The organism is Shewanella atlantica (assembly GCF_003966265.1).
GTDB classification, from domain to species: domain Bacteria; phylum Pseudomonadota; class Gammaproteobacteria; order Enterobacterales; family Shewanellaceae; genus Shewanella; species Shewanella atlantica.
This window is the reverse complement of the sequence record NZ_RXNV01000005.1, coordinates 257,010-277,613: the sequence shown is the minus strand read 5'-3', so window position 1 is coordinate 277,613 and position 20,604 is coordinate 257,010. Positions and strand designations below refer to the sequence as shown.

Here is a 20,604-nt window from a genome sequence, read left to right as displayed (position 1 = left end):
AGACAATTAAGACTTAAACATAGCCGCTAAGTCTTTCTCTAAAGATTGCTCCGGTCTCTCAATAATTCGACCTATCTCTTCGCCTTTCTGCATCACGATAAAGGTTGGAATACGGGTAAACTCGTACTGCGCCGCTAACCCTTTAGGATCGGCTTTCTCTCTATCGACACCAATATAGGTAACCTTGATATTTGGGTTATTCAGCTCTTCCATGATGCGGATAAAGCGCGGTGTTTCACGATGGCAATCGGGACACCAGGTACCTATGATAACCACTATTTCCGTTGGCTCTTTCAGGTTTTTAAGTGGGGCAATCGCTGCCGTATCGACCTTGTACTCTTTATAGCCTTCGCTGAAATCGCTGAGTTCGGTGACTAAGGTTTGAGCTTTCACGGCTCCTGTTAATATCACTTCTTGTTTCTCCTCGCTGCACGTGGCAATAAAGCCATCTTGCTTGTCTTCGAATGCACAACCACTTTCAGCTAATGTTTGGCAGCTGAAAAACAGGGCTGTTGTGGCAAGTAATGCCTTGATGTTGGTGTTCATGATAATACCTCAGACCCCGGAAGTTCAACTGGAGTCAAATGAAACGAGTGAACCTCCATTCAATCATTTCGCTACCAGATTTAAAAGATTCGGCTCGTGAGCATGTTAGCTGGATCACTGTCTATATTTGGGATCGGGACTTCAGCTCACGCTCTTGTATCTTGCAAGCAAAGATCTGTATCATTTTCGAGCCAATAGTAACACTGGAGAAACATATGTTGTCCAGTGATACCGCGGGCCTTTCTTGGTGGACAGATACAAAAAAGCCGCATAAATGCGGCTTTCGGACCGTGATGAGATGAATTGAGTTTACTTCACTTCATCTTCTTTTAGCCACTGAGCCGCTCGCTTAGCGAAGTAAGTCAAAATGCCATTTGCGCCGGCACGTTTGAAGCAGAGTAGCGACTCCATAACAATGGCTTTCTCGGCCAACCAACCATTCTCGATTGCAGCCATATGCATGGCATACTCACCACTGACCTGGTAGGCGAATGTTGGTACGGCTAGCTCTCGCTTAACGCGGGTTACGATATCGAGGTAAGGCATGCCTGGCTTAACCATGACCATATCGGCACCTTCTTGAATATCGAGGGCTACTTCATGTAAAGCCTCATCGCTATTTGCCGGATCCATCTGGTAGCTGTGTTTATTACCACCCTTTAGATTACCTGCAGAGCCGACGGCATCACGAAATGGTCCGTAATAGTTTGAAGAATACTTAGCCGAGTACGCCATGATCTGAGTGTTCACGTGACCAGCTTCTTCCAGTGCCTGGCGAATCGCGCCGATACGGCCATCCATCATATCTGATGGGGCAACGATGTCGGCACCCGCTTCGGCATGAGACAGTGCCTGCTTAACTAAAATTTCTGTGGTGATGTCATTTAGAATATAGCCATCTTCGTCGATGATGCCGTCCTGACCGTGAGTCGTGAATGGGTCTAAGGCGACGTCAGTCATGACACCCAGCTCAGGGAAGGCTTCCTTGAGTGCACGAACCGCACGCTGCGCTAGTGCATCGGCGTTATAAGCCTCTTCGGCCATCAGGGTTTTCTTTTCAGCAGGAGTCACAGGGAAAAGTGCAATCAGTGGGATCCCCAATTTGACGATCTCTTCGGCTTCTTTCAGAAGAAGATCGATAGAGTAGCGCTCTACTCCCGGCATAGAAGCGATCTCTTCGGTACGATTGTTACCCTCTAATACAAACATAGGGTAGATTAAATCATTTACCGAAAGCTGATTTTCAGCCATTAAACGACGGCTAAAGTCATGTTTACGCATGCGGCGCATTCTACGCTGAGGAAAAGCACTAGTAATAATATTCACATTCGACTCCTAACTTATACCCATAGATGTTGAAAATGCAGACTTGATATTTAAACTTCATTCGTGACCATAGCTCATCTGCAGAGCCAAACTCTTAAGGCGTGGTTTTGGTTTTTATTAAGGCTCTGGCGTATATACCATCACGCAGTTCCGCCCACTGTTTTTTGCGCGATAAAGTGCTTTATCCGCTTGTTCTAATAAGATGTTTGGTTGATTTTCGGTATTAATGATCTCCGCACTCACGCCTATACTTATGGTGAGTGGGATGGTTGCATTTTCCCAGCTGATAGGAAGTTCGGCAACCATTTTTCTTATCAATTCAGCGACCAGCACAGCCCCTTCTTCGGCTGTATTAGGCAATATGATAGCAAACTCCTCACCGCCAAAACGTGACACCAGATCCGCTGGACGTTTTAAATTCTCTTTTAATGTCTGTGCGATCAGTCTTAGGGTCTGGTCACCGGCTAAGTGGCCATAAGTGTCATTAATGGATTTAAACCTATCGATATCTAACATCAAGATGGCCATAGGCGTTTGTTGTCTGCGACTGAGTCTCCCCTCGGCGAGTAATCGTTTATCGAAAGCCGCCCGGTTTTTAACTCCGGTTAAGCTGTCTACCGTGGCTTGCTCGGTGAGTTTTTGGTTGGCTTCGTTCAACTCTCTCAGCGCGATTTCCAGCTCTAAGGTGCGCTCCTGAACCATCTGTTCGAGCTTCTCGTTACTGTCAGCCTCTATGAGCAAAGCCTCTTCCCGGGTTTGTCTGATCCTCTGTGCTTGTACCAATGCTTCCTGCTTAATCCTTAACTTTGCTTTTCGTTCGTCGTTATAACGGATAGCTAAGATTGCGGCCATAAACAAAATTTCAAACAGTAATCCGAGCATAACCGGTGTCAGGTGTTTGATCGGGAGCTCGATAAAGCCTAAATACATCAAGCCCGTGATAAATGCACCGACTAACATGCCGCTCCATGCCAGGCTATACAGCTTAGCCAGCTTGTAGCCTCGGGATGCTTGAATCATTGCCATCCCCATCAAGAGTACTGTAATAAACAGAACCGAAATGATGTCGATATATAGGGCGAGGGCATAATCTAAAAAGGGTGTCGTTAATGTTAACAAGAGAGCATAGGCGGCACCAAAACGACAAACGCGTAACATGTGCACATTATGGTACTTAAACTGGAGTACTTTTTCGGTAAATAGCAGCGCAAAAAGCATAGTCAGTGGAACGAGTAGCGGGATCATTATCTGCTGCAGTGCAGGTAGGCTCGGCCAGAGAAAACGAAATGCGAAGCCTTGTAATGTAGCAACTAACAGGGTGACAGAGAGTACATAGCCTGAGTAATAGCTGTAACTGAATGAGCGAGACGTTATCGCAATAAATAGGCTGAAAAGACCAATCGCCGTCAGTGCTCCGAGTTGAAAACCATGGGACAGCGAAGTGGCCTCTATATTCTTGGCAAAAGCCTCTTGAGACCATAAGTTCATTGGCAGGGTGGCGCTGCCTTCGGTCTCTATCTTAAGGTAGAAGGTATGTAGCTTTTCGGGCTCTAATTCGAATGGATAGATAAAGTGGTTATTGATCAGAGGCCGCTCAGAGAAGGGCTGGTTATCTCCCATGATCACCTTGTCGATAACCTTGTCCTTAACCAGGTGATAGAGCTCTATTCGGTCAAGGTGAGGGTTCGCGACTGAAAGTAAGCGATCAACCCCTCTCTCTTCGTAATTGTAGACACTAAATTTTACCCAAAAAGGAGCGATACCAATGCGGTTACTGTAGTTGGAGGTTAAGCGGTCCCATTGGCTCGAACTGTACCGTCTTACCTGGTCTATCCCTTCACCCTCATTGTCCTGAGTAAAATACAGCCAGGGGGAGAGCTCGAGTACACTCTCTTCATCGCCACCTATGGCGAGTATGGTCTCTGCCCGTACGGAGGCGGAAAACAGCAGAACAAGAGTGAGTAACAGTAAGCCGAGATACCTAATCAAATCTTCAGTCCAAAAAAGTCGACACTGTTTTGATAGGTTTGCGTCGCAAATTGCTTTGGATCCTGCCCTCGTAGTGTGGCTACATATTGAGATATATAGGGGAGGTACTGGGGCTCATTTTTACTCGATTTAGGCTTTGGTCTCATACTGCGAGGTAACAGGTAAGGACTGTCGGTTTCGATTAAGATGCGATTATCCGGAATATCGACAACGAGCTCAGCCAGCTCCAGGCCTCTGCGTTCGTCACAGACCCAGCCGGTGATCCCAAGGTGCATATCCAACTCGAGATAGGACTCCATACTTTGCCTGTCCCCGGTAAAGCAGTGCAGCAGTGCGCCGGTTAACTCGCTGCGAAACTCTTTCACTATAGCTAAGAAGTCTGTATGGGCATCGCGTTCATGCATGAGTACAGGCATTTTTAGTTCAACGGCAAGGGCCAGCTGTTCTGCGAAGGCTTGACGTTGCATAGGCCGCGGTGAGAAGTCCCGATTGTAATCCAGGCCGCATTCACCTACGGCAACGACCTGAATTTCGCTAGCCAGTTGTTTTAGCTGCTCGCTGCTTTGGGAGTGCCATTCACTGGCGTGGTGAGGGTGGACACCTGCGGTACAATAGAGTTGGTTTGGGTGTTGCAGACAACACTGGATGGCTTTTTCGCTTTCAGTCAAATCGCTGCCGATAACGATAAGCGGCGAAACACCCTGGTTCGCCGCTCGTTGAATTACATCATCAATATTTTTTTCGAGTGCGCTGCCAATCAAGTTGACAGCGATATCTATGTGTTCAGGCATTACTTGATTCGCTTGACTCTTATAGTCGCGTTACGAGTATCGGTACCTAATACGAAAGAGCCCAGTGCGGCTTTTTCAACATAAACGGTCTCACCAGCCTTCAGTTTATAACGGCGACTGTCGCTTTGTTTCCAAACTTGGCCATTAATGAAGCTTATCTTCAGAGCGCCATAGGGATCTTTCTTTACGGAGGCTACCTCCATATAGAGTTTTTCGAGGCTCTTCTCTTCTGCTTTGAAATTGCCACCAAACTCATCTTCGGCACTCTTTGAGAGGGTCGCTGGCAGGGTGGTTGGTGTTGCGGGAGTCGATTGAGACGCTGCAACTGCGGGGGCTGATGCAGCCGCAACGACAGGCGCAACAGATGTTGCGCTTGTCATGCTTTGAGATGTTTTAACCGTTTCGGCTAACGCATCGAAACAGACTAAACGATCCAGCTTGTCTGACTTCATAGCGCACGCTAATAGCTCCTGTTCGACGCCTGCATTAACATTTGTCGATACCAGAATGACTGCCGCTGTGATCCAACTTAAGCGCATAAATATGTTCCTTTATGATATTTGAGCGCGCCATGGTCAACTAATTAGCGTGTATCTATTTAGCTTTCCTGGCCAGGTTTATCCTGCTTCTCTTGCTCATCTTCGTCTTCTTCATCCTTTTTACTGTAGAAACGAGCCGCAATCAATCCCCCTTCGAATAATATCAGCATAGGAATTGCTAACATTGTCTGAGAAATTATATCCGGCGGCGTCAGCATCATACCGACAACAAAGGCTCCCACAACGATATAAGGACGTTTTGCTTTAAGATCTTCTGGAGTCGTAACTCCTGCCCAGCATAGGAGTATGACGGCAATTGGGATCTCAAAGGCTAAGCCAAAAGCAAAGAAAAGTTTAAGTACGAAGCTCAGATAGCTACTGATATCAGTTGCAACCTCAACACCTTCCGGAGCAACACTGGTAAAGAAACCGAATACTACAGGGAAAACAATGTAGTAAGTGAAGGCGATACCCAGGTAGAAGAGAAGCGTACTACTGGCAAGAAGTGGCATCATCAGGCGCTTCTCATGCTTATACAGTCCTGGGGCAATAAATGACCAGACCTGATATAACACATAAGGAATAGCGATAAAAAATGCCAATACCAGTGTAAGTTTAAATGGAGCAAAAAACGGAGCAGCTACATCGGTTGCAATCATGCTGCTGGTTTCTGGCAAAGCTTCCATTAACGGTGTTGCCATGTAGTGATAGATATCGTTGGCCCAATAGACCATAGCGATAAACACTAGAAGTACACTGCCAATGGCTTTTAGCAACTTGTTACGTAATTCGAGCAAGTGGCTAATTAGCGGCTGCTGTTGCGACATGGACTACCCGTTCGGTTTTTCAGAAGTAGCGCTGGTCTCAGCTGTTTTTGTCTCTGCAGGAGTTGGATTCACAGGCGCAGAAGAGCTGGCCGGAGAGATATCTTCTACCTTGTAGGGACGATTAACAGATTGAGCTGCACTTTTTAATTGATCGATGGATTCCTGTAACTCGGGAGAAAGATTCTTGAGGCCCTGACTTTCAGCTTTTTTTAGATCTGAATGCAGCTCTTCAATCTTGAGCTCTTGCTCAAGTTCATCTTTCACTGAGTTCGCCATACGTTTCATGGCTCGGATCCAACCTGTAATTGAGCGGACTGCAACCGGGAGTCTTTCAGGGCCAAGTACAACCAGCCCCAAAATTCCGATCAACAGTAGCTCCATAAAGCCGATACCGTCGAACATAAGGGATTACACCTGTTCTTTATCTTTATCCTTGGACTCAGTTTTATTCTCTTCAGTCTGAGCTGTTTTCTCAGATGCAGAGTCTTCAATGGCTTTTTTCTCTTCTTCAGAAGACATCGCGCTCTTGAAGCCTTTAACTGCGCCACCTAGGTCACCACCCAATGAACGAAGTTTTTTTGTTCCGAACAATAAAACTACGATTAAAGCGATGATAAGAAGTTGCCAAATACTAATGCCACCCATGGATAATCCTCAATTTTTAATACTGGTTCTATTATGAACCTTTGGTTATTTAGTGCTAGCTAAAATTTGCGATTCTTAGGTCTTGATCTCCATCCGAGTAACCATAAAACGGTGCCGGCGGAGATACAGCCATAAGAGGCCCATAGTGTAGCGTTTTGATTAAACAAAAGAGTGCCACAGATCACTAAAACTGCCGCCGTAAGTAAAAGGTAGTTACTTTTATGGGCTTTTTGTTGCTGTTTAAGGTATCTATCCAGCATCTGGTTCTGTGATTTTACAAAATTTCTGCCCATTTTCAGGTTGTCGTAAACCAATTCTGGTAGTTCAGGCAGTTTATCTGACCAGTAAGGCAGCTCTTGTTTAATTTTTTTAGCCATCCCTTTGGGACCGACCTGTTCCGACATCCACTCTTCCAGGAAAGGTTTTGCCGTTTTCCATAGATCGAGCTGCGGATATAACTGACGACCTAAACCTTCGATATAGAGCAAGGTTTTCTCTAACAGGACGAGCTGGGGTTGCACCACCATATCGAAACGACGGGCGGTACGGAATAGCTCCAAAAGAACATGGCCGAAAGATATCTCATCCAGAGGCTTGTTGAACATAGGCTCGCAAACCACTTTCACAGCCTGTTCGAAGGCGCCAATATCGGTATCTGGTGATACCCAACCCGACTCGATATAGAGCTGAGCTATACGGCGGTAATCACGGTTGAAAAAGGCGAGGAAATTTTCGGCCAGATAGCGTTTATCCTCTTCAGATAGAGTCCCCATGATGCCACAGTCTAAACCTATATAGTGTGGGTCCTCGGGGTGTTCCCGGCTTACAAAGATGTTGCCAGGATGCATGTCTGCATGGAAGAAGTTATCTCTGAATACCTGAGTGAAAAACAGCTCTACGCCACGTTCGGCCAGCAGTTGCAGGTTGGTACCTTGTGCCTTGAGCGCCGTCATATCCGAAACAGGAATACCGTCGATGCGTTCCATCACAATTAATCGGGTGAAGCAGAGATCCTCATACATATAAGGAATGTAGAGAGCACCTGACTCTAAAAAGTTGTTGCGGAGCTTAATCGCATTTAAGGCTTCTAACTTTAAGTTTAATTCGCCTTCAATTGTGGTGCGGTAATCTTCAACGACTTCGGCTGGGCGCAGACGATTCCCTTGGCCTAAGATCGTCTCGAGAAAATTTGCAGCCTGAGACATGAGCTGAATATCTGCATGGACGTTTTCCTCGACATTCGGACGCAGGATTTTCAGGACAACAGCTTTACCGTTTGATTTTAATGTGGCGCTATGCACCTGGGAGATAGAGGCTGACGCTAAAGGAGTGTTGTCGAAGTCTTCAAAATAGGTTTCTATGGGGGCGTTGAGCTCTGCTTCGATCATCTCTCTGGCGATGGCTGAATCGAAAGGAGGAACTCTATCTTGTAGCATGTTCAGCTCTTCGGCCCACTCGTCGTTTAGTAGGTCGCGACGAGTCGAAAGCATTTGACCAAATTTGATATAAACCGGGCCAAGCTCCTGCATTGCAAGCTTCAGGCGTTCGCCCCCGACCTTATCTTTATGCTTATTGCCTATCCAAAACAAACTATAACGAAGCAGTCTGAAGTACCAAGGCTTAATTTTAGAAGGTATTAATTCATCTAGCCCATAGTGAAGGGTGGTTTTTATTACCTGGTAAGCTCGCCTGATACTGGTTGCCGTCATGTTTTAGCTTTAGCCCTGTCTTGTAAGTGGTTAATCCGTTTCTCCATGGCGTCGATATCTGCCACAAGATCTTCGATTCTATCACTTAAATGGATAAATTCGATTTTATGGGGAGCTAGCTTATACTCTTCGGTGGTTAATTGACCGATATGAGAGCGACTCTTGGTGAATACTTTAGCAATATCTTGTTTAGCTTGCTTAGCGCCCTGAGTTAACAGGTGCGTGGGGGCATCGCCCAGATATTTTGATATGGGTTCGGCGAGATCGAATTCAACGTGCTGAATGAAGTGGCTGAATGTTTGAAGTAGATTGAGATCGCCTTCGATACTGAGCTTATCTTCTTTGATCAGCTCCGTGAGGTTAGCGCCTTCGGTCAATTGATAGAGTGTAGTGATATCGGCATTGACGCGAGTGGTGACTTCCCCTTCATAGCGGCCCAAAACTTGAATTTCGCGGGCGAAAACTAAGTAAAGAGGCCAGCTGAGCTGGCTCAATTGAATGCACAGTACTTTTCCATGAATGGATCGCAATTTGGCGTATTCATCAGGAGCTTGGTCTACAAGCTGCTTAAGAGCCGTTTCTAATCCAGCGCTGAGTAGCAGTGCACATTCACGTTTCATACGTTTTCCAGTTAGAATTTATAGCCTTTGTGTAGCGCAACAATCCCATCGGTCATATTAGTGTATTCAACCTGCTCAAAACCGGCATCGACCATCATGCCTTTCAGGGTATCCTGATCAGGGTGCATGCGAATTGACTCGGCAAGATACTCATAACTTTCAGCATCTTGAGTGATTAACGAGCCCATTTTAGGCAAGATTTTGAAGCTGTATAGGTCGTAAACCTTACGCATAACGTCATGTTGAGGCTTAGAGAACTCAAGAATGAGTAGCTTCCCGCCCGGCTTAAGTACACGTAGCATGGAGCGAATTGCCGAATCTTTATCTGTCACATTTCGTAAACCGAAGGCGATAGTAATGATATCGAAATGGTTGTCAGGAAACGGTAGTGCTTCAGCATTGGCCTGAACATAGTTCACGTTACCAACGATGCCTTTGTCTCTTAACTTTTCACGGCCAACTTTAAGCATAGAGTCGTTAATGTCGGCAAGTGTGACTTGACCCTTATCACCAACAAGGTGAGAGAACTTTGCCGTTAGATCGCCTGTACCGCCTGCTAAATCAAGTACTTTCATGCCCGGACGAGCACCTGCACTTTCAATAGTAAAGCGTTTCCACATACGGTGAATACCAAAGGACATGACATCATTCATTATGTCATATTTGGCTGCTACAGAATGAAAGACGCCAGCTACCATATCGGCTTTCTGCTCTGCTTCAACTGTTTTGTAACCGAAATGGGTACTATTCTGTGTGCCCTCTGACATCTATCTGTTCCTATACTTTTAATTTATTATTTGCGAGTGTAAGTCATTCATTCAAATTGCAGAATCTTTCTACAGCCACTCTGTGAGCTATGTTAGTTATCTGGACTTGGATTTGTTGAAAATGCGTGATAGCGCAGGGTTTCGCAAATTTGACTGCGCATTACATCATAATATAAGCCGTTGGTGAATAGCCCAAAATAAATATACATTAAATCCTGGGCTCTAGTAGTTAGGGGCCAGTGTCTACTAACCTATTTGCTGAGACTGTAACCGTCCCTGAATATAGGCGTAGATGAGCTCGCTGATGCTTTGCCCGGTTTCCCGGTAACCCGCGGCTATACCTGCGACATGACAGCACGGTGCGGCTTCGGCCAGATGAAAATAGCTGCACGGTGTATTTCGGGCTACGGAACTTACGTAGTGCAGGGCATCCATCAAGGGGATCCCCGCCGCAGTCGAGGCGCTGCTTGGCATATTAATTATCGCATCGAGATCCAGCTCTAATGCGACGGGCATCTGGCTATCGTTTAGCTTAGTGTTAATTTCCTTTAAGGCTGACTCCAGGGGGATCTCTCGTCGAACCCAGATAGACTGGAGTGTATGCCAATGCCCACCGAAGGTGGTCAGTTGTTCAAGTGTCTCTTCACTATTTTTTAGCTCATGCAGGCCTAAGACATGGTAATACCCCAGCGCCCCGCTGGCTGCGGCATAACTGAAGCCGTTGCCACTGTGGCGTCCCTCTCTGGGCCTAAAATCTGAGTGCGGGTCTAAGTTAACTGCCGCGACCTTTTTCTTATGGGTTAACTTGGCCGACATCAACAGGCCATAGGCGTTGTTGTGTCCTCCGCCGATGACGATAGGCTCTAAGCCCGCCGCCATAACCTGACTCACTAATGAGATGACACGTTCATCGAGTCGTTCTACACTCTTTCTCAATGCGCCGGCATCTGCTCCTTCGGGAAGCTGAAGATCCCCGGTCTCTATCTGCCCTAATATCAGACACTCATTGCCACTTAAGAATCGGTTCGACTGCAGATTGAGAAATTGCGTCATGGCCGACTCGAATGCATCGGTTGCTCCGCCACGCCCTAAGTTGGCGCGTGGGCCGATATCTTCACCTATGCCGATAATCGCAAAGCGAACATGGTTACGCTTAGCGCTGGCCAATGTGTCTGCAAGACTCGTTTTCGCAGAACAGGAGTGAACTGACTGAGCCAGCTTAGTTTCGCCGTCCCTCAGTGAAACGAGTTTCTGACACTGCTGGGCTGTAAAGGGGATGAAATGCTGCATGTCTGTTGAGTTCTTATTTTAATGCTTATGGATACATTGTGGCTTAATAGGGGAGCGCATGGCAATGAAAGGATGATAAAGCTGACCGGTACCGGCGAGTTCAACTAGCTGAGTTCCGGATACGTACGCCAATGCAGAAAACAAAAAGGATGGTGAAACCGGGTTTCATCATCCTCTCTTTATCGACTGGGTAATCAGTCCTGCCAGTAAATCTAACAGTCTCTCTTCGGAATTAGTCCATGTCTAAAGGTTCTGGAGAGAGAATGATACCTGTGTTATCGGCATAGACATGATCCATTGGCAAGAAGGTGACGCCACCAAAGTTGACCGGGATCTCCAGCTCACCGACAGAGTTTTCGTCGGCACCAACCGGTATCGAGGCCAGAGCCTGAATGCCGATGTCGAGATCTTCCAGTGCATCCACATCTCTGACCGAACCGTAGATGATAATGCCTTCCCACTTGTTATCCACACCTAGCTGAGCGATAGAAGCATCGAGTAGGGCACGTCTCAGAGAGCCGCCACCATCTACGAGTAAAACCTTGCCTTCACCGTCTTGTTGCAGTGCTTCTGCAATAAGACCGTTATCTTCGAAGCATTTAATCGTGCTAATTGAGCCACCAAAAGAGTTACAACCACCATAATTGCTGAACATAGGTTCGACAACATCAACCACATCGATGTAAGTGTCACAAAGTTCCGAGGTGTTGTATTCCATAGTCATACTCCTGTAGATCGGTATTGTGCTGAGTAGATGCACAAATTTAGTGAGTTACCGACAGTATATAAGGGATTAATAAAAAGAAAAGCGTTATCAATCACGGTATTGCCGATTAAAGCACCTGTTAACATCTTTGTTGTAAGTTTTCGTCACCTGAATAGATATTAAACAGAAAGTATGACCCAGGTCATTAAATAACGTATTTTAATTACATCCATTGGCAGGATTTGTTAGCATGTGCACAGATATTAATTAACTTTACTTTAACTTGCTTTAGGGGCACGGACCCCCCAATTAGCTTATGGATGGCAGAGGGCCTTTGGAAGGTACCTTATGGAAGCTACAAATACGATTGAAATTATTGGTTATTCTGCCTCAGTGATGGTGGCAATTTCACTAATGATGAAAGATATTATCTGGCTTAGATGTTTAAACTTTACCGGTTGCACCTTGTTTGTTATCTACGGTGTTTATATCTCAGCATGGCCAGTTGCCGGCATGAATGCATTCGTTGCCTGCATTAATATTTATCACTTAATTAAAATCTACCGTACAAGATCTCAGCCTGCTGTCACAGCTTAAGTGCGTTGCTTTTAAAACATTGCTTTTAATGCATAGCGCTGCTGTCATAAATTTTTAGGCTGGCTGTCACCTGCGGGTCACGGCATTAATTTAGGCTCTGAATTAGTTTATTAACTGATTAGGAGCCTTTTTTATATCTATTGTTATCTCAGGGGGGCTGGTTTTTATCGTAGAAGTCTGATTTTTATTCGGTTACTGTATAAGCCTGATAAATGGATTTTTGGGGGCTAATATAATGAGCTGGATGCAGTTTGTAGTGGAGTTGTTGGATAAGCTGGCCTGGCCGGTCGTGCTGGTATTTTGCGTGATAACCCTCAAGCGTCCCATCTCCAAATTGATCCCTCTGGCTAAAAAACTTAAGTTTAAAGATCTGGAAGTCGAGTTTGGTCAGGAGTTAAAAGTTATCTCCCAAAAAGTCGAGGGAGCCTTTCCGGAAATGAAACAAGACCGAAAAATAGCGTTAATCACCACCGCCAATCAGCTGCCGAACTCTGCCGTTATCGAAGCCTGGGATGAGGTCGATATCGCTGCGGATCTATTGATTAAATCTCGTTGTAAAAATATCGAACTGTCCGTCGATACCCGTTATAAACATATTGAAAGTATTCTCATCAAAGAAGAGTTGATCAATACCAAGCAAGGAAAACTGTTTAGTGAGTTGCGTCAACTTCGCAATCGTGTCGCTCACGCCGTCGGTTATGAAGTGGGTAGGGCCGAGGCAATGCAGTATATTGAGTTGTGCTTTACACTCATAGAACACCTCAATAGCGTATCCAGAGTTAACCCAATGATTGAGCCCAGAGCGATAGGTTCTTAATTCAGTTCTGTTAGCGCCTCATTTTACGCCGATTTTTCAAACTTAGTCTTGCCGCTTCATATTTAATATCTGACTCATGTATTCGAAATAACACGTTAATTACGAATGGTTTTCGTCAGGATGTTATAAACTTGATCTGAGTCTGTTGTGCATTTAGTGCGGGCGTTGGTTCTCATAAGGGCATTGGGGTAAGCATGAAGTTAACTTTGGGTAACAGTACTAACCAGATCTCTATTCGATTTACCGTTATCAGTATTTTTATTTTAGCCACTATGTTGACGGCAGCGATAGCGATCGGTTTGCAGTATTATTTCAGTAAATCTCTGGCCAGCGAGTCCGCCTCAAAAATTTATGGCCTCACCGCTCACCATACCAGTGACTTTCTGACTCAGGTCGATGAGAAAGCGGTCAATACGGCTAAGCTTCTCTCCAGTCTCAGTAACCTTATAGATGCCGAAAATTTAGATGCTGATGCTAAACCTGTGTTTGCCGATGTCATGCGCAGTAATGCACTTTTTTATGCCATATATGTCGGCTTTCCCAATGGCGACTACCACGGGTTGATTAATCTGGAGATCAGTCCGGGCGCCAGAGAGCAGTTTCAAGCTTCCCATGCCGATCGCTGGGTGTATATTTTGGTAACGGGCCAGGGGAGTGCCCGGCATCGGGAATACTTCTATTTAGATGAGCAATTAAGCCTAAGGGCGCAGCGTTCAGAATCCAGTGACTACTATGCCAATGAGCGCCCTTGGTATGTGAATGCTAAGGTGCACGAAGTGTATAAGTCTGAACCTTACCTATTTCATCACTTGCAGGCCCCGGGGGAAACCTACTCGATTAAGATACCCGAATCTGAAGTCGTGCTAGCCGTCGATATCGCGCTCTCTTCAGTATCTGATTATCTGCAGACCCAAGACCTGGATGAGCATGGTGATGCCTTTAGCGAGATATATCTGTATAAACGCAGCGGAGAGCTAATAGCCTCAAATCAAAAGGAGCCTGAACAGTACCCAATCCCGAAATCTCAACCGCTGAAGCTCACCGCGGCACAACAAAATGTTGTCGCCGAGCATTCGGTGATCAAGGTGTCTAACGAGACCGATTGGGCCCCGATCGATTTTTCAAAGTCCGGAATGCCGAAGGGTTACAGTATTGACCTGCTCAATATCATCTCCGATATGACCGGTGTTGAGTTCGACTATATTAACGGCTTTACCTGGCCAGAGCTGGTTGAGGGGTTTAAGCAGGGGGAGTTAGCCATGCTTAATTCGCTCTATAAAACTGCCGATAATGAAGATATGGGAAATTTTACAGACCCGTTTTTACAGCTGCCATTAGTCGTTGTGACGCAGCCGGGTATCGGAGAGCTTGCCCATATCGATGAATTGGTCGGGAGGACTGTCGCAATTCCTGAGGGGTGGTTTGTGATCGCTGCGATCAAGACACATTTCCCCGGCATTGAAGTGGTGGAGTTGGCCTCTACTAAAGCCGTATTACAAGCCGTTGCAGATGGTGAAGTGTATGCCGGTTTAGATAATGGGGTGATTTTACGCTATACGGCGAAACAGTTCTTCATCGAAAACCTGACTTATCATGAATCGATAGATTTTAGTTTGGCATCGAATTCCGGCGACCTCTATTTCCTGCTCAATGATGCGAATAAGGAGTTGGTGGAGATTTTCAATCTCGCAATGGCGAATGTCACTGCAGATCAGAAAGCCGCCTTGAAACTGAAATGGTTTGGTAACGGAAACAAGGTGAAGCAGGTAAAAAGTGTGGGAGCCGTGCCCTATCCTGAGTTAATTGAGATAGCAAAAAATCCGGACGAATATAACCAGCTTTTATCCAGAACGATTAAGGATGTTAAGCATTTTATTTATGTCACTCAGATTGGTTCTAAAGGGAAGGAGGCTGATTTTTTTGCCGTTATTGTGCCCGAAGATACCGTGTTAGGCCCAAGTTTGGAAAAGGTGACGACCTCTATCTTAATCACCAGTATCTGCTTGTTATTGGTCCTGCCCATCTCCTGGTTGTTCTCTGCACCTATCATTAACCCAATTAAATTGCTTTCCGCTGAAAATGAAAAAATAATGCATCGGCGTTATAAGGATCTTCATACGGTCGATACCAATATCAAAGAGATCAAGGAGCTGGCCGATTCGATGCTCGATATGTCGATGTCGATTCAGCAGTATGAAGAGAGTCAAAAGGAGCTGATGGAGGCCTTTATCAGGCTTATTGCTCAGGCGATCGATGACAAGTCCCCCTATACGGCTGGTCACTGTAATCGGGTCCCCGAGTTGGGATTGATGTTGGCCGATGCGGCGGCAGAGTCAGCATTGACTCCCTTTAAAGATTTTTGTTTCAGATCTGAGGATGAGCATCGTGAGTTCAGGATTGCCGCCTGGCTTCACGACTGTGGCAAGATAACCACCCCGGAATATATTGTAGATAAAGGCACTAAGCTGGAAGCTATCTATAATCGGATCCATGAGGTGAGAATGCGCTTTGAGGTGCTATGGCGTGACGCAGAGCTCAGCTACTTCAAGCAGTTGCTACAGACTCCCGAACAAGAGGAGGCGTTACGCTGTGAACTGACGGATAAACAAAGTCAACTGACAGAAGATTTTGAGTTTATTGCCAGCGCGAATGTCGGTGGTGAGTTTATGGGTGAGGCTCATGTCGAACGTCTACACCAGCTGGCGAATATGACCTGGCTGCGGCACCTTGATAATCGACTGGGGCTGTCTCCTGTAGAGGAGTTACACTATAAAGAACAGCCAGGTACTAGTGCCTCGCTGCCGGTGATTGAGCCGTTACTCAGTGATAGAACCGAGCATATTATTAAACGAATATCTCAAGTAGAGTTCGATCCTAAGTTTGGTATCAAGATGGAGATCCCCGAAGATCTATATAACCTCGGCGAGCTGTACAACCTGTCGATATCGAGGGGCACGTTGACCGCCGAAGATCGCTTTAAGATCAATGAACATGTCACCAGTACCATAAAGATGCTGGAGAACCTACCGTTTCCTCCTGAGCTTGCCCGTGTGCCGCGATACGCATCGACCCACCATGAAACATTGAAGGGAACTGGTTACCCGAGAAAGCTAAGCGCCGAAGAGCTATCTATCCCCGAGAGAATCTTGGTGGTCGCCGATATTTTTGAAGCATTGACCGCAGCAGACAGGCCCTATAAGAAGGCTAAGCCTATCAGTGTTGCCGTGGATATCTTGCATAAGATGGCGCTCGATAATCATTTGGATATGGATCTGTTTAAACTCTTTTTATCGAGCGGGATATACCTGGAATATGCCAACAAATTCCTCGCCCCTGCACAGATAGATGAGGTCGATGTGGCTAAGTACTTGAAGGCGGAAGAGAGGGAGTCATAAGTTGTAAGTAAGGAGCTGATATCACAATTGAGCTGGGTCTGATGTACATGTTCCACTTAGGGAATGCTTCTCTTTGCTCTGTCTTGAGCTTACAGCTTAAGACTTAAAGCTAATTACTTATCGCTTAATACTTTCTTTTCAAGATAATGTATCGACTGGCCGCCTTCTCTGAACCCCTCATCAGCCAATATCTTCTTTAGCAGTGGGATATTGGTTTTTATGCCTTCAATTTTCAGTTCATTGAGCGCCACGTGCATGCGGGCGATGGCGGTGGACCTGTCCTCTCCCCAGGTGATCAGTTTTCCAATCATGGAGTCATAATAGGGCGGGACGTTGTAACCTTCGTAGAGGTGAGAGTCCCAGCGGACGCCTATTCCACCGGGAGCCTGAAACTGAGTAATGGTGCCAGGCGAGGGAGTGAAGTGAACGGGATCTTCGGCATTGATACGACACTCGATGGCGTGACCGTTAAGGGGAATATCTTGCTGCTTAAGTTTGAGTGGCAAACCGGCGGCAATTTCAAGCTGGGTCTTTATAATATCGACACCTGTGATCATCTCTGTGATGGGATGCTCCACCTGAACTCGGGTGTTCATCTCGATAAAGTAGAACCGGTTTGCTTCATAGAGAAATTCGAAGGTACCAGCGCCGCGATAACCTATCTCTATGCAGGCCTTAGCGCAGAGCTCACCTATGGTATGGCTCGTTTGCTCATCGATACCTAAGGCGGGGGCCTCTTCGATAACTTTTTGATGTTTTCGCTGCATCGAACAGTCACGTTCACCTAAGTGGATAGCGCTTCCCTGACCATCAGACAGCACCTGAATTTCAATATGGCGAGGCGTTTCAAGATACTTCTCCATATATAGCGAGTCATTGGCGAATGCGGCCAGAGCCTCGGCCCGGGTTAGTTCGATAGCCTGAACTAGCTCGGCTTCCTCCTTTATGACCCTCATTCCTCGTCCGCCACCACCGGCGGTGGCTTTTATTATTACGGGGTAACCTATCTGCTCTGCAAGCTGTTTATTTAGTTGATTATCGTCAGTTAAGCTTCCATCTGAGCCCTGAACTGTGGGCACTCCGGCTTTTTTCATTGCCGCAATGGCTGAGATCTTGTCACCCATGAGGCGAATAACTTCCGGGGTAGGACCGATGAAAATAAAGCCACTGTGTTCAACTTGCTCGGCAAAGGCGGCATTTTCTGACAGGAATCCATAGCCCGGGTGTATCGCATCTGTGTTCGAAAGTGATGCCGCAGAAATAATGGCGGAAATATTGAGATAACTGTTTAATGCCGGAGCCTTGCCGATACAGAGTGTTTGGCTGGCATAGTCGAGATGTAGTTGCTGGCGATCGGCCGTTGAATGAATCGCCACAGTTTCTATGCCGAGTTCGGCGCAGGCACGCTGTATTCTGAGGGCTATCTCCCCACGGTTGGCGATAAGCACACGTTTTATTGGACGCTGATTTGGTAGTTTCATCAATGACTATCCCTTAATGAGATTTATTACAGCTATGTCTCGATGGCTTTCTCTCAACGACTTTTCTCAAAGAAAGCTCTGGTCTTGCTATGGGTCTTAAGTGCTGCTTCACTTTTAGCAACTAGCAACTAGCAACTAGCAACTAGCAACTAGCAACTCGATCTATTCATCTTCAATAATTATTAAGGCTTGATCGAATTCGACGGCCTCACCACTCTCAACCAGAATAGCTTTAATCACACCGGAGCGGTGCGCCTCAATTTGATTCATCATCTTCATCGCTTCTATGATGCAGACAGGCTCCCCCTGTTCCACGGCCTGTCCCACCTGACAAAGTGGCTCGGTTGCGGGTGACGGCGACAGGTAGAAGGTACCGACCATGGGCGATATCACAAGGTTAGCCTCATCAAACTCATCTGCAGCGCTGCCAGTGCTCGATGATGAAGTGTTCGATGATGTCGCGCTCTGTGATGAAATGGTTTGAGATGCTGTTGAGTTTGAACTCGCAGCCATGTTAGTACTCACTTCACCGGTCGCCTGTTGTACACCTGCGGGGACGTAGATGGGCTGAGTAGGAAAGGGAGAGGGCGGGCTCTGACGGCAGATCCTCACCGACTCTTCGCCTTCCTTTATTTCGAGTTCGGCAATACCGGACTCCTGCACTAACTCAATCAGCTTCTTTATTTTTCGAATATCCATATTTGTCCAAAGATAGTTATTTCAATACTAGTTGTTCACCGTGTCAGAACCTAGAACCTAGAACCTAGAACCTAGAACCTAGAACCTAGAACCTAGAACCTAGAACCTAGGCGTTAATGCTCTGCCTATTTAGCCTTGAGTCGGCCGATCGCCGATTGAAGTGCAAATTGATAACCCTGTGCACCAAGACCACAGATCACGCCGATAGCCTTATCTGAGAAATAGGAGTGGTGACGAAATGGCTCCCGGGCATGCACATTAGAGAGGTGTACTTCGATAAAAGGAATCGATACACCTAGAATTGCGTCTCTGAGCGCGACACTTGTGTGTGTAAAAGCGGCAGGGTTGATAATGATAAAGTCGGCTTCCGTCGCATGAATGGCATCGATGAGCTCATATTCTGCATTTGACTGAATATGCTCGAGAACAACGCCTGCACTTATCGACTCATCTTTAAGCTCTTTGACTATCTGATCTAATGTGTGGTGCCCGTAATGTCCGGGCTCTCTGCGTCCTAATAGATTAAGGTTCGGTCCGTTCACTAATAAGATCTTTGCCTTGCCGCCCATGGAGATATCCTTGCTTTTAAAATCGTGAATTGGTGAGTCATCGCTGGCTATTGCACAATAAGTGACTTATTCGATTTCACCAGAAGTTTAGGGAGTTGTCGACTTTTAGCGTCAATTTCGGCGATTTTTTCTGCGAGATGAGGCAAAGATAGGCAGAGAGAGGCGACAAGATGAAGCAGGTAAGGACGATAGGTGCTAGAACCTAGAACCTAGAACCTAGAACCTAGAACCTAGAACCTAGAACCTAGAACCTAGAACCTAGAACCTAGAACCTAGAACCTAGAACCTAGAACCTAGAACCTAGTCACTTTAATAATCTGACTTACTTCGTCTCAGTGCCTTGGTGGCACCTTTCTGTTTTTTTGCGTCGACACGCCGGCGTTGGCTACCTTTTGTAGGCTTGGTCGCTATGCGCTTCTTCTGAATGATGGCCACGCTGGCAATAAGCTCGATGAATTGAGTTAATGCAGCCTGACGGTTGAAATCCTGACTACGACTCTGCTGACACTTGATGATGATCTTGCCGCTTTTGGTGATGCGATGATCCGCTTTCTTAAGGAGAGCGTGCTTGTAAAAATCCGGCAGAGATGAGGCATTGATATCGAAGATGATTTGAGCCGCAGTAGAGACCTTATTGATATGTTGACCGCCCGCACCACTGGAGCGGATAAATTGCCATTCAATCTCATTTTCTTGAAGAGAGACACTGTTCGAAATTTTTATCATGGCAAAATAGATCGTCTTTTTTTGGGAAGTGTATCTTAACAGAAAATTGAGTTTTTTCAGTATCGATATCTCTGGTATGCTCCAGAGTGACAGACTATTTATCCATGTTCGGAGTTTTTCTATGTTATGCAAAATCCCAGATGTTGCTGAAGGTGTTATCAGCCTTTTTGCCAGCGGGCGTTTGTCTACCTCTGATTATCAGCAACACCTTAAGCCTTTGATTGAGAGCTACCGAGAACAATCGGGTAAGGTGTGTCTTTATATAGAAGCTGATGTGTTATTAGAGGGGTGGGAGTCACAGTCTCTGAAGGGAAGTGGTGAGGTTCAACTGCCTAACTTCGACGGTTTAGTTCTGGTGGGTGGTCCCGATTGGTTCGGTGACGCCGTTCGTCTGATGGGGCCGTTTATGCAAGGTGAGGTGGCCTGGTACCCATTAGAAGAAAAAGCGTTGGCAAGAGACTGGATCGCCACCAATCTTGTGAAGTAAATGTTCAGGCATCCGCTCCGAATAGCAGCTTAGCCACACACTTTTTAGTTAGGTGTTCGCTTTGCCATTATTGTAGAA

The 20,604-nt window shown here is 46.2% G+C and carries 21 protein-coding genes; 4 read left to right on the top strand and 17 right to left on the bottom strand.

Translation table 11 applies throughout. The features are described 5' to 3' along the window. Positions 1 to 6 precede the first annotated feature (6 nt). The 13 genes from EKG39_RS13730 to rraA form a co-directional block, all read right to left on the bottom strand. On the bottom strand, positions 7 to 546 hold the full coding sequence (locus EKG39_RS13730) for a thioredoxin family protein (protein WP_126506311.1): 540 nt from the start codon (positions 544 to 546) through the stop codon (positions 7 to 9). Between the two features lie 309 nt (positions 547 to 855). Then, a complete protein-coding gene (gene hemB / locus EKG39_RS13725; RefSeq protein WP_126506310.1) occupies positions 856 to 1,872 on the bottom strand; it encodes a porphobilinogen synthase in 1,017 nt (338 codons plus the stop codon). A gap of 117 nt (positions 1,873 to 1,989) precedes the next feature. Further along, complete coding sequence (locus tag EKG39_RS13720; protein ID WP_425470173.1) at positions 1,990 to 3,861, bottom strand: sensor domain-containing diguanylate cyclase; 1,872 nt, start codon at positions 3,859 to 3,861, stop codon at positions 1,990 to 1,992. Then, the gene (locus tag EKG39_RS13715; RefSeq protein WP_126506309.1) at positions 3,858 to 4,652 is read right to left on the bottom strand and encodes a TatD family hydrolase; all 795 of its coding nucleotides are present in this window, start codon (positions 4,650 to 4,652) and stop codon (positions 3,858 to 3,860) included. Before EKG39_RS13715 ends, EKG39_RS13720 begins: the two co-directional genes overlap by 4 nt. Beyond that, complete coding sequence (locus EKG39_RS13710; RefSeq protein WP_126506308.1) at positions 4,652 to 5,191, bottom strand: hypothetical protein; 540 nt, start codon at positions 5,189 to 5,191, stop codon at positions 4,652 to 4,654. Before EKG39_RS13710 ends, EKG39_RS13715 begins: the two co-directional genes overlap by 1 nt. Positions 5,192 to 5,250: 59 nt before the next feature. Further along, entirely contained in the window at positions 5,251 to 6,018 is a 768-nt protein-coding gene (tatC, locus tag EKG39_RS13705) for a twin-arginine translocase subunit TatC (RefSeq protein ID WP_126506307.1), read from the bottom strand. 3 nt (positions 6,019 to 6,021) lie between these two features. Next, positions 6,022 to 6,420 carry a Sec-independent protein translocase protein TatB gene (tatB, locus tag EKG39_RS13700; protein ID WP_126506306.1) on the bottom strand — a complete coding sequence of 133 codons (399 nt, stop codon included), beginning with the start codon at positions 6,418 to 6,420 and terminating at the stop codon, positions 6,022 to 6,024. Between the two features lie 6 nt (positions 6,421 to 6,426). Then, complete coding sequence (gene tatA / locus EKG39_RS13695) at positions 6,427 to 6,663, bottom strand: Sec-independent protein translocase subunit TatA (protein WP_126506305.1); 237 nt, start codon at positions 6,661 to 6,663, stop codon at positions 6,427 to 6,429. Positions 6,664 to 6,722: 59 nt separating this feature from the next. Further along, positions 6,723 to 8,372 carry a ubiquinone biosynthesis regulatory protein kinase UbiB gene (ubiB, locus tag EKG39_RS13690; RefSeq protein ID WP_126506304.1) on the bottom strand — a complete coding sequence of 550 codons (1,650 nt, stop codon included), beginning with the start codon at positions 8,370 to 8,372 and terminating at the stop codon, positions 6,723 to 6,725. Beyond that, the gene (locus EKG39_RS13685; RefSeq protein ID WP_126506303.1) at positions 8,369 to 8,992 is read right to left on the bottom strand and encodes a ubiquinone biosynthesis accessory factor UbiJ; all 624 of its coding nucleotides are present in this window, start codon (positions 8,990 to 8,992) and stop codon (positions 8,369 to 8,371) included. The genes ubiB and EKG39_RS13685 overlap by 4 nt, the downstream gene beginning before the upstream one ends. An 11-nt stretch (positions 8,993 to 9,003) precedes the next feature. After that, positions 9,004 to 9,759 carry a bifunctional demethylmenaquinone methyltransferase/2-methoxy-6-polyprenyl-1,4-benzoquinol methylase UbiE gene (gene ubiE, locus EKG39_RS13680; RefSeq protein ID WP_126506302.1) on the bottom strand — a complete coding sequence of 252 codons (756 nt, stop codon included), beginning with the start codon at positions 9,757 to 9,759 and terminating at the stop codon, positions 9,004 to 9,006. 246 nt (positions 9,760 to 10,005) lie between these two features. Further along, positions 10,006 to 11,049, bottom strand: a complete 1,044-nt coding sequence (locus EKG39_RS13675) for a formimidoylglutamase (RefSeq protein ID WP_126506301.1) — start codon at positions 11,047 to 11,049, stop codon at positions 10,006 to 10,008. A 232-nt stretch (positions 11,050 to 11,281) separates the two neighbouring features. Further along, positions 11,282 to 11,767, bottom strand: a complete 486-nt coding sequence (rraA, locus tag EKG39_RS13670) for a ribonuclease E activity regulator RraA (protein ID WP_126506300.1) — start codon at positions 11,765 to 11,767, stop codon at positions 11,282 to 11,284. 336 nt (positions 11,768 to 12,103) lie between these two features. Between rraA and EKG39_RS13665 the strand changes: the two genes are divergently transcribed. The 3 genes from EKG39_RS13665 (at position 12,104) to EKG39_RS13655 (ending at position 16,564) form a co-directional block, all read left to right on the top strand. Further along, complete coding sequence (locus tag EKG39_RS13665) at positions 12,104 to 12,352, top strand: YgjV family protein (RefSeq protein WP_012144427.1); 249 nt, start codon at positions 12,104 to 12,106, stop codon at positions 12,350 to 12,352. Between the two features lie 244 nt (positions 12,353 to 12,596). Then, positions 12,597 to 13,169, top strand: a complete 573-nt coding sequence (locus tag EKG39_RS13660) for a hypothetical protein (RefSeq protein ID WP_246028499.1) — start codon at positions 12,597 to 12,599, stop codon at positions 13,167 to 13,169. Between the two features lie 194 nt (positions 13,170 to 13,363). Beyond that, entirely contained in the window at positions 13,364 to 16,564 is a 3,201-nt protein-coding gene (locus EKG39_RS13655) for an HD domain-containing phosphohydrolase (protein WP_126506298.1), read from the top strand. Positions 16,565 to 16,677: 113 nt separating this feature from the next. Here EKG39_RS13655 and accC read toward each other — a convergent pair whose 3' ends face one another. The 4 genes from accC to arfB form a co-directional block, all read right to left on the bottom strand. Continuing rightward, positions 16,678 to 18,045, bottom strand: a complete 1,368-nt coding sequence (gene accC, locus EKG39_RS13650) for an acetyl-CoA carboxylase biotin carboxylase subunit (protein ID WP_126506297.1) — start codon at positions 18,043 to 18,045, stop codon at positions 16,678 to 16,680. Between the two features lie 162 nt (positions 18,046 to 18,207). Next, complete coding sequence (gene accB / locus EKG39_RS13645) at positions 18,208 to 18,744, bottom strand: acetyl-CoA carboxylase biotin carboxyl carrier protein (RefSeq protein ID WP_126506296.1); 537 nt, start codon at positions 18,742 to 18,744, stop codon at positions 18,208 to 18,210. A 125-nt stretch (positions 18,745 to 18,869) separates the two neighbouring features. Then, entirely contained in the window at positions 18,870 to 19,313 is a 444-nt protein-coding gene (gene aroQ, locus EKG39_RS13640) for a type II 3-dehydroquinate dehydratase (RefSeq protein WP_126506295.1), read from the bottom strand. Between the two features lie 309 nt (positions 19,314 to 19,622). Beyond that, positions 19,623 to 20,039 (bottom strand): alternative ribosome rescue aminoacyl-tRNA hydrolase ArfB, encoded by a 417-nt coding sequence (arfB, locus tag EKG39_RS13635; RefSeq protein WP_126506294.1) that lies wholly within the window; start codon positions 20,037 to 20,039, stop codon positions 19,623 to 19,625. A gap of 121 nt (positions 20,040 to 20,160) precedes the next feature. Here arfB and EKG39_RS13630 point away from each other — a divergent pair, with 121 nt between their 5' ends. Next, a complete protein-coding gene (locus EKG39_RS13630) occupies positions 20,161 to 20,526 on the top strand; it encodes a SpoIIAA family protein (protein ID WP_126506293.1) in 366 nt (121 codons plus the stop codon). Positions 20,527 to 20,604: the final 78 nt, after the last annotated feature.